The organism is Microcoleus sp. Pol8_D6, from assembly GCF_036700965.1.
Classification (GTDB): Bacteria; Cyanobacteriota; Cyanobacteriia; order Cyanobacteriales; family Microcoleaceae; genus Microcoleus.
On sequence record NZ_JAUBPW010000075.1, the window covers coordinates 1 to 14,544 of the forward strand.

Below are 14,544 nucleotides of genomic sequence, written 5' to 3' on the forward strand. Positions count from 1 at the left end.
AAATCTTTTTTACGAAGTTTTGTTCCAACTACCACATCAATGGTTGATAAAATTATTGCAGTTGCCCTCAAGTTAATTAACCCTAAACATTTAAGAAATTGGTTTGCTAATTGCTGCTACTGTACCTCATAACAGCGGGAAACGCTGTAAAAAGCCCGCGGATTCATTCCTTCCCAGGCTGAGGACGGGATCAATCTAAAATCTAAAATCTAAAATTGGTTGACTCGCCCTCGATCGGGTAGGGCGCGCCATGCTCCCGCACCACAGCGGTGGGGGAACGCGCACCCGAAAGAGGGGAGTTATTAGCTAAAATAGGGTTAGCAATAATTTTTTTCAGCGCTAGGGCTAATCATTCATAGGGGCAATTTGATGCAAGAACAGTTGATGGAAGCGATCGCACCTTACCGTGATCGCGTAGATTATCTAGAAGTTCGCCTCGAACAAAGCGAGTCAACTGCGATTAGTTTTCGCGGCCCTCAGTTAGATGCTGTCAACCGCAGTTTTAGTCTCGCCGGCGGCATCCGCGCCTGTCACAAAGGTGGCTGGAGTTTTGTAACTTTTAACGGTTTAGATGAGTTAAAAGACCGCATTGAAGAAGCTGTAGTGCAGTCTCGTTTGGTTGGCAGCGAAAAAACTTTACTAGCAGATGTCACCCCGATCCAAGATTATGTAGCGGTGGAATTGGGCTGCGACCCGCGCTCTATTACTCTAGCCGAAAAGCGGAAATTGCTCGAATCTTACAACCAGTTGCTGTTAGATTATGACCCGCGAATTCAGACGACAATCGCAGGTTACAGCGATAGATTTGGGATTACTTATTTTGTGAATTCTCAAGGTACTTGCATCGCTCAAGAGCGCTTGGACGTGACGGGGCGTTTCGGGGCGATCGCCCGTGGGGAGGGTGGTGTCGTCCGCCAAGGGTTTGAGTCGATTCACTCGCGATCGGATTACGATGTGTTGACAAATATTGAAGATCGTGTTAAGAGTGCTGCCGTTCGAGCTGTAGGCCAACTAGAGGCAAAATCGGTGAAAGGCGGTCAGTATCCGGTGATTTTAGACCCTTATTTGTCGGGGGTTTTTATTCACGAAGCTTTCGGGCATTTGTCGGAAGCAGACGGCATTTACGAAAACCCAAAAATGCAGGAATTGTTGACTTTGGGCAAGCCTGTGGCGATCGAACAATTAAATGTAATTGACGACGCAACTGTGCCGGGATTACCGGGAACTTTAAAATATGACGACGAAGGCGTGCCGGCTCAGTGCAAGCATTTAATTAAAAATGGAGTTTTAGCGGCTCGAATGCACAATCGCGAGACTGCGGGCAAAATGGGCGAAAGTCCGACGGGAAATGCCCGAGCTCTGAGTGCTACTTTTATGCCTTTGGTGCGGATGACTAATACTGCGATCGAGTCTGGCGAACATTCTTTTGACGAAATGGTTGCGGACATTGACGAAGGAGTTTATGCAGTGCGGATGTTGGGAGGACAAACCAACGGCGAAATGTTTACCTTTGCGGCGGCTCAAGGATTCATGATTCGCGACGGCAAATTAGCCGAACCGGTGAGCGATGTCACTTTAAGCGGCAATGTATTTCAGACTTTAAAGGATATTGAGTCTATAGGAAACGACTCGGTTTATGCTTACGGCGGTTGCGGTAAAGGCGGCCAAAGCGGTTTGCCAGTAAGCGTCGGCGGTCCCCATTTGCGGATTAAAAATGTCGTCGTCGGAGGAAGGTAATCATTAGTCATTAGTCATTAATTATTAGTTAAAAACTTACGCAATTGGCACATGGTGAAGGCACGATCGCGCCCTCACGCCTTCACCATGTGCCAGTGCGGGACACTGACAAGTTGACAAACCACTGAAAATCTATTATTGAGGGCTTCAGCGAGGTCGTTCGGTGTTTGGGAGACTTCAGAAATTACAGAGAAATTGGGGAAGTGCGATCGCGATTATAGACTTTACCAGGTTTTCCCCTAATTTTTTGTTTAATTCCCCTTAAGTTTCTTTCATCTCTACCCGATTATTCTGCCTAATGGGAATCTCAATCACAAATTATGCACCCGGTTCTGTTGGCTGTGATAAACACTTCAAATCTCCGCCACGCTTCTCCACCACAATCTGATAGGTAATCAGATCATCCCAAACCAGTGTCTTGACCCGCAGGTTCAGTTGTAAAGAAAGGACTAAATAAATGGGTTCTTACCTCGCTTGTTATTCCCAGCCCATTGTCTTTCACACCGATTCTTACCCTATCCTAATTCAGCATAGAAGTACAAATCGTAATCGTACTATGGTCATTTTTAATTTGCTCCGAGGTGCGTTTTTGGTCATAGCAATTCAAGGCATGAATCGCATTGCTCAGCAAATTCATAAATATCTGATTCAACTTACCGACATAACATTCTATTTTTGGCAAATCTTTTTGGGACGAGGCGCACTCTACAGATAGAGTTTGTGCGTACAGGAGTGTTCCTTCTTTCTTCTTCCTTCTCAATAAAAAATCCCGGTTTCTTGAAGAAACCGGGATTTTTCCTACCAACTAAGAGAGGAGTCAAAACTTCACAGGTAGCGGTTGCCGGAATTCTGCATTTCTCGCACAACCCTCTAAACCAAACTACGGGCAAATTCTAGTTGCAGCTTCTTTAAAGCTGTCTCATTTCCTCTTCAAGCACCCGAACCAAATCTTGATTGCCACTGGATCTCGCTACTTCTATGCGGTGCATCAGTTGCTTGTGAATGTTAGCGCGGTGGGTTTCTGCTACTTTTTTTACGTTTTGACGATTTGTGTTCATGGTGGACGTTCCTTATATTAAATTTGGTGTACCTGCTACTTCTCTAATATAGCGCTAAATTCCAAAAAGTATCTAAATTTACAAAAAATTTACAGTTGTTGACCGATAGACAAAACTCCTGTATAAGATTGGTCATAAGTCAATAGCGATATCTTGACAATCAGGAGTCATTAGTCAGTAGTCATTAGGCCGATGCCCGATGCCCGATGCCCGATGCCCGATGCCCGATGCCCAACATTTACATTTAGTCAAGCGGTGCGCGGTACGTACCCAACGTTTACTCAAAACTCAAAACTTGCTTCAGGGCCTCTACCAACTGCTGAAGGTGTGCGAGCTCGTGAGTTGCCATCAGCGAAATCCGAATTCGACTCACGCTTACAGTCGGAGGCCTAATTGCCGGAGCAAAAATACCCATCTCCTTGAGTTTGCTGCCGACTGTTAAAGCCGAGGCTGCATCTTTTAACGGAAGACTGAAAATTGGGGAGAGGGAATTGCTAATTGGTAATTGGTGATTGGTAATAGCGCAATATTTAAAAGTTTCGATATTTTGTCGCAACCGAACTCGGCGTTCTGGTTCTTGCTGTACAATTCTCACAGCTTCCAAAGCAGCCGCCGCATCAGCAGGCGTCAATGCTGTAGTATAAATCCAACTCGGAGCTCGATTACGCAGAAAATCAATTAAAGCAGCAGAGCCCGCAACGTAACCACCTAAACTTCCCAAAGCTTTGCTGAGTGTCCCCATTTGAATCAGTGGTGTTCCCGTACACCCGAAATGTTCTGCACAACCGGCACCGCTAGCACCGAAAACTCCTGTAGCGTGAGCTTCATCTACTAATACCATGCAGTTAAAGGTTTCGGCCACAGCCAACAACTGTGGCAGCGGACACAAGTCCCCATCCATGCTAAAAACGCTATCGGTAATAATTAAACACTTGCGGTATCTCGCGCGATTTTGCTCTAACTTTGCCGTTAAATCCTCAAGATTGCAGTGACTGTACTCTATGGCAGTTGCACCGCTGAGTGTGGCTCCGTTTTTCAGGCTCGAATGGTTGTACTTGTCAGATAATATCAAATCGCGCTTGCCGACAACGGATGCGATCGCCCCTAGATTCGCCAAATATCCCGAACTGAATACTAAAGCATCTTCAGTTCGTTTTAAATTAGCAATAGCTTGCTCTAGCTGTCGGTGCAAATCGCGGTGTCCGCTGACCAACCTCGAACCCGTCGCACCCGTACCCAATTCCTTAGTTGCAGCCATAGCAGCTTGAATTAATCTGTCATCGCCGGCAAGTCCGAGATAATCGTTGCTGGCAAAGTTAATCAGGCTGTGGCCTGATAACTTTACCACAGGCCCAGGGGAACTTTCGATCGATTGTGGCGATCGATACCAATCGGCACGGCGAACTGTGTCCAGGGCCTTCTCTATCCAAGCGTAAGGGTCTGCGTTCATATTGGAAAGCGATCGGGTAATACGTTATATTAGCTGGTGATCAGTTCCTCCCTATCACAGAAGCATATGCCACTCACTAAAAAATACAGATTAGTCACCCGCAGCGATTTTGACGGTCTTGTCTGTGCCGTTTTGCTCAAAGAACTCGATATGATCGACGAGATTAAATTCGTGCATCCTAAAGATATGCAGGATGGGAAAATCGAAATAACAAATAACGATATTAGCACCAATTTACCTTATGTTGATGGAGTTCATCTAGCTTTCGATCACCATTTCAGCGAAACTCTTAGACACGAGAAAATCAAAATTAACCACATCATCGATCCCTATGCAGCTTCAGCAGCTAGGGTACTGTACAAATATTATGGAGGCCAAGCAAAGTTTCCTGATATTTCTGAGGCAATGATGGCAGCCGTTGACAAATCAGATTCCGCTCAATTTGCCCAAGAAGAGGTTCTGCATCCACAAGAATGGGTGTTGTTAAACTTCATCATGGATGCCCGAACTGGCTTGGGAAGGTTTAAAGAATTTACGGTTTCCAATTATCAGTTAATGATGCAGTTAATCGATTACTGCAAAAATCATACCATCGATGAGATTTTGCAGCTTCCTGATGTAAAAGAAAGAGTAGACCTCTACTTCGAGCAAGAAGAAAAATTTAAAGAGCAAATACAGCGATGCGCCAAAGTTTATAATAATTTAGTTGTTTTAGATTTGCGTAACGAAGAGGTGATTTACGCGGGGAATCGTTTTGTAATTTATGCTTTGTTCCCTCAGTGCAATATATCGATTCACGTACTTTGGGGACTGAAACAACAAAATACTGTTTTCGCAGTTGGCAAGTCAATCTTTAACAAAACTTCTAAAACTAATATTGGGGAGTTAATGTTAAGGTATGGCGGCGGTGGACACCAGAATGCCGGAACTTGTCAGATTGAGAACGATCAAGCTAGTCAAGTTTTGAAAGAGTTAATTGCCCAGATAGAGCAAAATGGTTAAATTGGCTTTATCTTTTTTGCAGTCAGGACTTGAGTCTTTGATTATTTATTTTAATTTTCAGCACTAAAGTCCTTACTACAAACAGGGATTTTTAGGACTGAAGTCCTTACTGCAAACGGGAGTTTAGTCCTCAAGGTTTTGATCTGGCGGGTTCTGGGCATTGAGATTTTCGGAACTGTTGCCTTTTACTCGTGGCAAATGGTCTACCAAACCCATATCAAAAGCAATATCCGGCAACTCATCAGCGTTATATTTTCCTGGCTCAAACAATCGCCCGGGAGTAAAACAAGGCTGTTTCAATCGTACCACCTCCCCCGGTGAAAACATTCCCCTAAACATTTTGCGTTCGAGTCCCATAATTTCTGCTCCTAAAACAACTTTCGCATTAATCTTAGCAATTTTTGAGCGGCAGCTTCCCAATTAAATAAATCCGCCGTCTCTCTAGCTTTTTGAGCTACATGAAAACGCATCGGGTCTTCAACAATTTTTCGCAACTGTTCGCGAACAGACTGAAGATTTGGCTCTGCCCAATGAGGAGAATTTCGGATTCTTAGATACTCAGTATCGTAACACTTTCCTACGGGAACTAGATCGTAACCAATGGGATAGCAGTTATCCGCATTGGCATACTCCGTCGGACCGCCGTACATAGTCATAGCAACGGGCAAACCTGCTGCAAAGGCATCCAAAATTTTAATCGCAAAACCCTCGCCGCGAAACGGAGCTAAAAAAGCATCGGCTGATAAGTATAAATCAGCTAGTTCTGCTTTAGTACAAAATTTAGGGATGATCAGAATTTTTGCCTTTAACTTGCCGAGCTGCTTTTCGGTATTGGCGAGATGTTTTACTATAACATCTGGATTTTTGCCTCCATCTTTGATTATTAACTCTACGTTAGAATCATCTTTAAACTCTTCCCAAAAAGCTTGAATTGCCAGATCCGTGCCAAATCTATAGAAATCAAAAGAATTGGTCATGTGCAGAATATGTTTTACATCTTTTTTGTTTTTTTGCGGTCTGGGAACATAGAGTTGCGAGATTAAAGGATTGAAACCTAGAGGCATGACGGATACGTTTGCTGGCGGACAGCCAGCTTTTATTAAAACGTTTTTAGAGTATTGGCTGACGGCTAGTTTGTGGGATGAAGTGTTAACAGCATCGTAAATCCAGTAATCATAATCATCATGGTTTTGGGCGAATTCGTAATTGATAGCAAAAAGTTCTAAGTTGAGATGTCCGTTGAGTTCTTTTAAAAAATAAGGTTTCCAATAATGAGACCATTTGATCTGAAATAAATCTGAGGGTGCGGTGTTCATCCACTTCGCTAGCAGGTCGTTTTCTTCTGCAGTCGAATTGCGCCTGAGATGAGATGCTATTGTTGAAGGTTCGACCGAAATAGGAATTCCCATTTGGTGTAAAGTTTTCGCCAGGGATAGCGTAATATCAGCGAAGGAGTTAAAGTGTTGAAAACCAACGTTAAAGTGAACCATATTTATTGGTTATTAGTGCAGGGTAATCGCATCTGATTTGGTATAAATTGTACTTGACAAATGACAGAAAATGCACCCGCCAGAGGCAGGGCTGCGGCGGAGACGCGATCGGCGACCAAGAAGCAGTTAAACTGGGAATGGACTCCCGGCAGGTATCCCTCACTCAGGCAGATGGAAAAAGGCTGCCGTCAAATCTAGCGTCAACGGAACATTCTGGAACGTGCTATCAAGCGACTCAAGCAATGGAGTCGGATCGCTATTCGATATAAGAAGCTGACTGCCAATTATACAGCCATGATTACGATCGCCTGCATTGTGTTGTGGTTATAGTTTGAAAACACGCCCTAGGCAAAAGCACGTGATGGAGATAAATCAACGAAGTGGAACCCCAGCTAGCGTGCTTAGCTGGCTATCAGCATCACACTCAATTTTCATTCCTTAGTGTACGAGCTGCGGTTGAATGATGCTGTCAAATATTTTAAAAATTTCCCTGATCATTATACATTAATTAAGATGCGATTACCCTGTAAAATTTCTGAATATTTTTTTATTCTTTATATTCTGGGATCGTTCAAATTGGCAAAATTTTCTTCTAAAAAACTGGAATTTAATATATTCACCCAAGGCAATAAATCGGTTTGTTTTGTTGGTGATTTAAAGTTTGAGTCAAACCTTTTTCCATTGATAGCACCCATAAATTACAATAATTGCATTGAAATTTATTCGGATTTAACTGTAGCAGATTTTGGGTTCAAATTAACCCTCTTCTATCACTCTGGGAAAATAAAAATTAGAGCCAAATTTTTACCTGTAAATATAGCGATAATTTGAGCGTTTATTTTCTAACAGAATGGCGGAAATCAGGATTTTTGGTACAAGTCTTATGCTCTAAGCGTTCCTGATTATTTTTTGCCGAAAGTAACAAAAGAGGGTTAAGATGCGTTTACCCTGAAGCGTAAAGCCAGGATTAAGCAGCAGTTAAATCTGTCTGCTTATCCTACTTGACTTTTGTGATATTTTCGTAACTTGTCACCAATGGAAAGACCCTGGTAAGGAAGATTTGGAGGCTCTGCCTCCAAATTGTTTTCTCCTTTTAATTGAGGATGTGCCTCATCCAAAAGTCTGGCCAGGCAGAGCCTGGAGACGCTTGAAATAGTCATTGGTCAGGCGTTAATTGCTACTAACTAATAACTAATAACTCATTAGCCCTTTTTTACAGCTTCTGGAACACTGCGAACATCGGCAGATACATCGACAGCAAAATCGAACCTACGATACCACCAACGACCACAATCATCAGAGGTTCTAGCATACTCGTAAGTCCTTTTACTGCTTCTTCAACTTCCGTTTCATAGAAAGCGCCAACTTTCATCAGCATCTTGTCAAGTTCCCCTGTCTCCTCGCCAATTGCCATCATTTGAATGGCCAAAGACGGAAAAACAGCTTGTTCTTGCAAAGCAATACTGATCATGCCGCCGCTTTGAATTTCCTGTCTCGCATATTCGATCGCATTAGATATCGCCTGATTCCCCGCCACATCTCGCACAATTTCCAAAGAATTGAGAATCGGCACGCCCGATCGCGTCAGCGACCCAAATATCACGCAAAACCGAGCCACAGCAGATTTTTCGATCAAATCGCCAAAAATCGGCAACTTCATCGCAATTCTATCAATTTGTAGATGACCTATGGGAGTTTTGTAGTACATATCGAAGGCAATTTTGAGTGCTATAATCACCCCAATAACAGTTATCTGTTGGATGGGAGGCCAAGCCGTACAAAATGCACTAATTGCCAACATAAACAACGTAAATGCTGGCAAATCTGCACCAATATCCTTAAAGATTTTAGCGAACGTTGGTAGCAAGAATATGGTCATTGCGAAAAAAATCACGATCGCGATGCCAAACACAGTCTTCGGATAAGACATCGCCGAATTAATTTCAGCCTCCGTCTTGTGATTTTTTTCCATCATCACCGCCAGACGGTCTAGGGTTTCATCGAGCACCCCCCCGACTTCTCCCGCCGCCACCATACTAATAAACAGTTGGTCAAAAACATCAGGAAACTTAGCCATCGCCTCTGCCAAGTTTATCCCCTCCTGCACGTCAGCATTCATGCTTCTGAGCGCTCGCTTCAGTTTAGCATTAGAACACTGCTCGTGCAGCACGGAAAGGCATCTCACGATCGCCACCCCTGCATTAAACATAGCCGCAAACTGACGAGCAAAAATAGCCATATCCTTAACAGTAAGACTGGTAAGGTTATATTCAATTTGCTCCTGAATCTTACTGAAATCAAAGCCACCTTTCGGTTTTTGGCGGATAACGTTGGTAGCCACAGCTCACCTCTGAAAATTTATTAAAAGTTATGACTCATCAGTCATTAATTCAGCCTGCGAACTCCTGACTAATGACTGCTGACGGAACTAATGAGCTTTTACCGGGGCGCTACCAACAGGTGCCGGGCCGATCAAGCGTTCGAGTTCGTCAGCCTTAGAAGCCTTGGCCATTGCCGATTCCCAAGTGACTTTACCGCTCTTGTAAAGTTCAGCGAGGGCCATTTCCATCGTCCTCATACCCAATTTTGCCCCCATTTGGATTTGAGAGTAAATCATGGGAGTTTTGCCCTCCCGGATCAAGTTAGCCATAGCTGGAGTATTTACCATGATTTCCATAGCGCAGCAGCGGCCGCCCCCAACTTTTATTACCAAATTTTGGCTGCAAATTCCCACCAAAGAGTTAGACACCTGGGCGCGAACTTGAGGTTGTTGAATGGGCGGGAACACGTCCAAAATCCGATCGATCGTTGCAGCCGCCGAATTAGTGTGCAACGTTCCCATCACCATGTGACCCGTTTCTGCCGCCGAAATTGCCAGACCGATCGTTTCCAAGTCCCGCATTTCTCCCACGAGAATTACATCAGGATCTTCGCGCAAAGCAGCTTTCAGCGCATTAGCAAAGCTCTTAGTATCTTCGCCCTTTTGGCGCTGGTGAAACAAACTCTTGATATTAGGAAACACATATTCGATCGGGTCTTCAACTGTTAGAATATGCTCCGCCCGCGTCCGGTTGACCAGATCCAACAACGCCGCCATCGTAGTAGTTTTCCCGGAACCCGTTTGTCCCGTCACCAACAGCATACCCCTGGGTCTTTCCGTCAGATCCCGCAAAATCTGCGGCACGCCTAAAGCATCTGCGTTAGGAATCTTAGAAGCTAGAGCTCGCATACAAGCAGCCCAAGCACCCCGCTCCCGGTAGACATTGACGCGAAACCGAGCCAATCCCCGAACGCCGTAAGCGCAGTCGAGTTCCCACTCCATTTCCAACTGCTTGCGCTGCATATTGTTGAGCATTTGGAAAATCAGGATCTGCACTTCCTCAGCAGACAGAATGTCGCCGTATTGCGTCTGAGGGGTTAGTTTACCGCTGACTCGGAAGAATATAGGCGCGCCCGCTTGGATGTGTATGTCCGAACCCCCTTGCTCTACCAGGGACTCCAGTACGTCTTCAATCATCAGACCCATAGATACCTCTCCTCGATCAAATTGATAGTTATTGACCAATCTAGCTCAGTTAACAGTCAACAGTTAATAGTCAACAGTTAACTGCTGCTGAATCAATCCAAAAAGCGTGGCGTCAAGCAGTACGGACAATCCAGCATCTCCGGCTTCAATTCCGCCTGACAAGTTTTGCAGGTAAGTCCCTGCTTGCGTTTGGCTTTCATTTCCGCCTCCAGCCCCGAGTCAGTAAACGTCACACGCTCGACTTCTTCAAAGGTAGTCGCGCCTTCCCGCACCAATTGCAAGCTGTAAGCCAACAGCGTTTTCATCCCTTCTTCTACTGCTGCTTCCTTAATTTGCTCTGTGGGAGCTCCTTGAGTGATCAGAGTTTGAAGCCGCTCAGTATTTTTCAGGAATTCGTAAACCCCTACCCGTCCTTTGTAGCCTAGGCCGCCGCACTTCCGACAAAGTTGCTCGCGTTCTGCCAGTTCCTTCCTTTCCTCCACCGGTATAGTGTTGGCTTTGTAAATAGTCAGATCAATTTCTTGAGAAGCCGACAGACCGTACTTGCCGAGTTCTGCGGCAGTAGGCTGGTAAGGAATGCAGCATTTGTCGCAAACGCGCCGCATCAGACGTTGAGCCAACACGCCCAGCAGAGCGGCCGAAACCATGAACGGTTCTACGCCCATTTCGGCCAAACGCGCCACTGCCCCCGCCGCGTCGTTCGTGTGCAGCGTCGTCAGCACCAAGTGTCCCGTCAAAGCAGCTTCCAGAGCCGTTTTGGCCGTTTCCTTGTCCCGCGTCTCCCCCACCAGCATCACGTCAGGGTCTTGCCGCAAAAATGCCCGCAGAATGTTGGAAAAAGTCAAGTCTTTTTCCCGAATTACTTGACATTGCGTAATTCCTGGCAAAGCATATTCTATCGGGTCTTCCGCCGTACTGATATTAACCCCCGGATCGTTCCGTTCCGCCAGAATCGAGTACAGAGTAGTTGACTTGCCCGAACCCGTCGGCCCCGTCACCAAAATCAGTCCGAACGGACGGCTAGCACTTTCTCGCACTAAAGCCAGAGTTTCTTCGTCGGAGATTAACAAACCCAAACCCAACTGAGTGCTGGAACTGTCCAAAATCCGCAGCACGATTTTTTCCCCGTACCGGGAAGGTAAGCTATTCACCCGGAAATCCACTGTGCGTCCCTCAAACACCCGGCGGATGCGCCCGTCTTGAGCTTGTCGGCGTTCGGCAATATCCAGGTTGGCAATAATCTTGAAACGAGCGGTAATCGATGCGACTACCTGCTTGGGAAACCGGAAATACTCTTGCAGCACCCCGTCTTTCCGCATCCGAATCCGCATGAACTCTTCTTGAGGTTCTACGTGGATGTCAGACACCTTTTCCGACAAAGCTTTAGCCAAAATGATATTGACCGCCTTAATTACGGGAGCCGCCTCAGCATCGTCCAATGTGTTAGCGAGGTCTTCTTGGTCGCTACTCTCCTCTTCTAGCGAGAGCTCGCCAAAATCTCCCTCCCCTAAATCCATCTTTCTCTGCTTTTCGATTTCAGCTTTTTTAGCTTCCCTCTTAACTTGTTCGTCTTGATAGGCAGAAGTTATGTCCTGATAGTCGTCTGGCGTAATCACCCGTCGCTGCAAAGCCAAGCCGTGAGGCTGTAAAATCCGCCGCAAATCTTCTATGGCGTTGAGGTTGTCGGGATCTACCATTGCCACTAAAACCGCCGCAGGCTCAGTTTCAGTCTTCGCTACGGGTAAAAACCGACCTTGGTGACAAATGTCGATCGAAATTTTCAACGTCTCGAGCATAAGTCCCAGTTGCTCGTTAGACATTTCGCTCATCTCCGGGTCAAATGCTTCAACCCCGTATACTATCTTCCGTTCAAACATCTGCTGCTTCTTGTAAAGTCGCAGCAATTCTGGGGGTAACGGCTGCCCGGTAAGTGCTTCTAATACCTCCGTCAAACGCTTGCCCGACTTCTGGCTTTCAATTTGAGCTTGCTTGACTTGCTCGCCGTTGACGTAACCCGACTGAATCATCTTGGTGAGAGCCGGAGTAAAAACGCTTAGAGCAACTATCGATGTGGATCGAGGCGCGGATGTGCTAGTCATAAAAAACACTCAATAGGTGGGAAACTCAGTCACAAAGAGTGCTGAGAGGAAAACCAACGCGGGGTTTTAACCCCCGTATTCTTTGCTTATGGATCAGCTATCATGTTGTTGCTCAATCCCTATCTCTCAAGTGTAAGCTCGTAGTCACCTCTAAGCTTCGTCCACAAATTGACGAGACATTGGAGGGGTTTGCCGATGCTTGCCATCAAATCTTGTTCGTTGAGTGCTAAGTTGCTTACTTATTTGATTAACTTGCGGGATACTCTCGTTATAGCGTCAGGGCACATCACTTGGGGATTCCCCGTACCGGGAGAGAAAAGCGGGGCGGGGTGTGCCCCCTTCCCAGGCTAATTCTATTTTCCCAAATTGTTTGCTCAAATTACACCGTCCGTGGTGGCGCGGTTAGCTGTACTAAATTAAAGATGAGCTATGTTCTGTGATGATAGCTTTTACGAAAGCCTCGATCGCCCTTGTGAAATATATTTTGATTAATTATCTGCGATCGGTCACTGCCCGATCGTCTGCTGCATGAGTTCCCAGGGCAAATTTTGAGCTACTCTAGTTTTGGGTCAATAAATATTACTTTGATTCTACCCTGGTGTCCGAACCTTTATGACGTAAGCTTGAGGGTTCAAAAATCTTGGAAAGAGGCAAATTAGATATCAATCGTATTTACAGATTAGCATCGGATCAAAACCAACTAATCTCTCTCATTTTGCTGGCAAAATTCGATACTTTAAGCTACTTCGGTGTTAGTAAATCAGAAAAACAACAGCCTCAATTCGCATCAAGATTAACAACCTAGTATCTGAGTCACAAAAGCACACCGCTAACTACTTAGTCACTCCATACAAATTCCTCTTTCTCCCGACTTTTGAAACTCAGCAAATGGTAAAAAAATCTACCGTTAGGTTGCGACTAAAACAGCCTGATCGAGGATAACTTTAAGTCACTATCGTTTTAAGTCAACCTTGAAACATCAAGCCTCCTAAGAGGGAAATCGGGTAGTTGACTTAACAGCAAAATATACTTAAAAAAATGTTGTAAAGGCGATCACATTAATTAAAAATGAGGAACAAACAAACGTTGGGTTGCCCCCATGGTGGCAACCATATTATACGTAAATATCTAAACTGGCCTTTGAATATTTTATGGAAAGCTTTAAGCAATGTCTCCAGAGATGGCGAGATTTCCTCTTTTCACATTGTGCCATACACAGTAAATTTGAGTCCTCTAGATTTACCGGGTTAACTGTATCTGCTAGAATTGATAGGGTTCTGTCGCGCAGCTTTTATGATTGACGAGGAAAAACAGCAAGATCAAGATCCTAGCTCAACTGGGGAAACCACCCCAGAGGGTTCGCCAATGGCAAGCGAAAATCCGGCGGCATCGGGAAACTCGAATGAATCGGCGGATTGGGAGCTCGAACTTGCTCGAGCTTATCAAAGTGCTCAGGGCGATCGCACCCCAGCAAACGCATCGGGGCCTACCGTGACCGGCAGTTCAACCAACAGTCCGACTGCAGACGCAGCGGAGCCTTGGAAGAAGGAACTGGCGCAGGTAACCGAGGAAAAAGAGGCTTTAAAAACTCAGTTGCAAGTCGCATCAGCTCAACTAGAAGAACTGAAAAATCAAAATCTCCGCTTAGCAGCAGATTTTGAAAATTTCCGCAGGCGTACCCAAAAGGAAAAAGAAGAGCTAGATTTACAGGCAAGGTGTCTCACGATCAAACCCCTGTTGCCGGTAATTGACAATTTCGAGCGCGCTCGATCGCACATCAAGCCGCAAACCGACGGCGAAATGAACATTCACAAAAGCTACCAAAGCGTTTACAAGCAAATGGTAGATAGCCTCAAGCAAATCGGGGTTTCTCCGATGCGCCCCGAAGGCGAACAGTTTGACCCCAACCTCCACGAAGCTCTGCTGAGCGAGCCAACTGACGAACACGAGGAAGGAACAATTATCCAAGAACTAGAACGCGGCTACATTCTGGGCGATCGCGTCTTGCGGCACGCCAAAGTGAAAGTTGCAGCGGCTGGGCTATCTGTGGTAGCCTCAGATGAAAATCCCGATAGTTCGGAAGGTTAATCGGGATACAAGCTACTGCATTCCTCAAAGTCACTGACCCCCGAATTCTATTCGGGGGTTCCCAGGTGGCAGACTCACCAACTTCTTCATTAAA

13 protein-coding genes are annotated in these 14,544 nt (G+C 45.5%); 5 read left to right on the forward strand and 8 right to left on the reverse strand.

The genetic code is table 11. From position 1 onward, the window contains the following. The first annotated feature begins 369 nt into the window (after nt 1-369). Nucleotides 370-1,737 carry a TldD/PmbA family protein gene (locus QUA10_RS24020; protein WP_333085102.1) on the forward strand — a complete coding sequence of 456 codons (1,368 nt, stop codon included), beginning with the start codon at nt 370-372 and terminating at the stop codon, nt 1,735-1,737. A gap of 400 nt (nt 1,738-2,137) precedes the next feature. On the opposite strand, the gene QUA10_RS24025 is transcribed toward QUA10_RS24020, so the two are convergent. Continuing rightward, nucleotides 2,138-2,239, reverse strand: a complete 102-nt coding sequence (locus QUA10_RS24025; protein ID WP_333085103.1) for a hypothetical protein — start codon at nt 2,237-2,239, stop codon at nt 2,138-2,140. A gap of 54 nt (nt 2,240-2,293) precedes the next feature. Here QUA10_RS24025 and QUA10_RS24030 point away from each other — a divergent pair, with 54 nt between their 5' ends. Continuing rightward, nucleotides 2,294-2,452, forward strand: a complete 159-nt coding sequence (locus QUA10_RS24030; RefSeq protein WP_333085104.1) for a hypothetical protein — start codon at nt 2,294-2,296, stop codon at nt 2,450-2,452. Between the two features lie 193 nt (nt 2,453-2,645). Here QUA10_RS24030 and pirA read toward each other — a convergent pair whose 3' ends face one another. Then, entirely contained in the window at nt 2,646-2,795 is a 150-nt protein-coding gene (gene pirA / locus QUA10_RS24035; RefSeq protein ID WP_172185012.1) for an arginine synthesis PII-interacting regulator PirA, read from the reverse strand. Nucleotides 2,796-3,072: 277 nt separating this feature from the next. Continuing rightward, entirely contained in the window at nt 3,073-4,245 is a 1,173-nt protein-coding gene (gene bioF / locus QUA10_RS24040) for an 8-amino-7-oxononanoate synthase (RefSeq protein ID WP_333085105.1), read from the reverse strand. A gap of 66 nt (nt 4,246-4,311) precedes the next feature. Here bioF and QUA10_RS24045 point away from each other — a divergent pair, with 66 nt between their 5' ends. After that, nucleotides 4,312-5,247 (forward strand): exopolyphosphatase, encoded by a 936-nt coding sequence (locus QUA10_RS24045; RefSeq protein ID WP_333085106.1) that lies wholly within the window; start codon nt 4,312-4,314, stop codon nt 5,245-5,247. Nucleotides 5,248-5,370: 123 nt separating this feature from the next. On the opposite strand, the gene QUA10_RS24050 is transcribed toward QUA10_RS24045, so the two are convergent. Together QUA10_RS24050 and QUA10_RS24055 are read right to left on the reverse strand one after the other, a co-directional pair. Continuing rightward, complete coding sequence (locus QUA10_RS24050; RefSeq protein ID WP_333085107.1) at nt 5,371-5,604, reverse strand: hypothetical protein; 234 nt, start codon at nt 5,602-5,604, stop codon at nt 5,371-5,373. A gap of 11 nt (nt 5,605-5,615) precedes the next feature. Then, the gene (locus QUA10_RS24055; protein ID WP_333085108.1) at nt 5,616-6,737 is read right to left on the reverse strand and encodes a glycosyltransferase family 4 protein; all 1,122 of its coding nucleotides are present in this window, start codon (nt 6,735-6,737) and stop codon (nt 5,616-5,618) included. Nucleotides 6,738-6,790: 53 nt separating this feature from the next. Here QUA10_RS24055 and QUA10_RS24060 point away from each other — a divergent pair, with 53 nt between their 5' ends. Further along, nucleotides 6,791-7,006, forward strand: a complete 216-nt coding sequence (locus tag QUA10_RS24060) for a hypothetical protein (RefSeq protein WP_333085109.1) — start codon at nt 6,791-6,793, stop codon at nt 7,004-7,006. Nucleotides 7,007-7,950: 944 nt separating this feature from the next. On the opposite strand, the gene QUA10_RS24065 is transcribed toward QUA10_RS24060, so the two are convergent. The 3 genes from QUA10_RS24065 to QUA10_RS24075 all read right to left on the reverse strand — a co-directional run bounded on the left by QUA10_RS24065 (nt 7,951) and on the right by QUA10_RS24075 (nt 12,362). Next, nucleotides 7,951-9,078: a type II secretion system F family protein gene (locus QUA10_RS24065; protein WP_333085110.1), complete on the reverse strand. Its 1,128-nt coding sequence runs from the start codon at nt 9,076-9,078 to the stop codon at nt 7,951-7,953. Nucleotides 9,079-9,165: 87 nt separating this feature from the next. Then, nucleotides 9,166-10,263 carry a type IV pilus twitching motility protein PilT gene (locus QUA10_RS24070; RefSeq protein WP_333085111.1) on the reverse strand — a complete coding sequence of 366 codons (1,098 nt, stop codon included), beginning with the start codon at nt 10,261-10,263 and terminating at the stop codon, nt 9,166-9,168. A 92-nt stretch (nt 10,264-10,355) separates the two neighbouring features. Beyond that, nucleotides 10,356-12,362, reverse strand: a complete 2,007-nt coding sequence (locus QUA10_RS24075; RefSeq protein WP_333085112.1) for a GspE/PulE family protein — start codon at nt 12,360-12,362, stop codon at nt 10,356-10,358. Nucleotides 12,363-13,655: 1,293 nt separating this feature from the next. Here QUA10_RS24075 and grpE point away from each other — a divergent pair. Next, nucleotides 13,656-14,450, forward strand: a complete 795-nt coding sequence (gene grpE, locus QUA10_RS24080) for a nucleotide exchange factor GrpE (protein WP_333085113.1) — start codon at nt 13,656-13,658, stop codon at nt 14,448-14,450. The last annotated feature ends 94 nt before the right edge of the window (nt 14,451-14,544 follow it).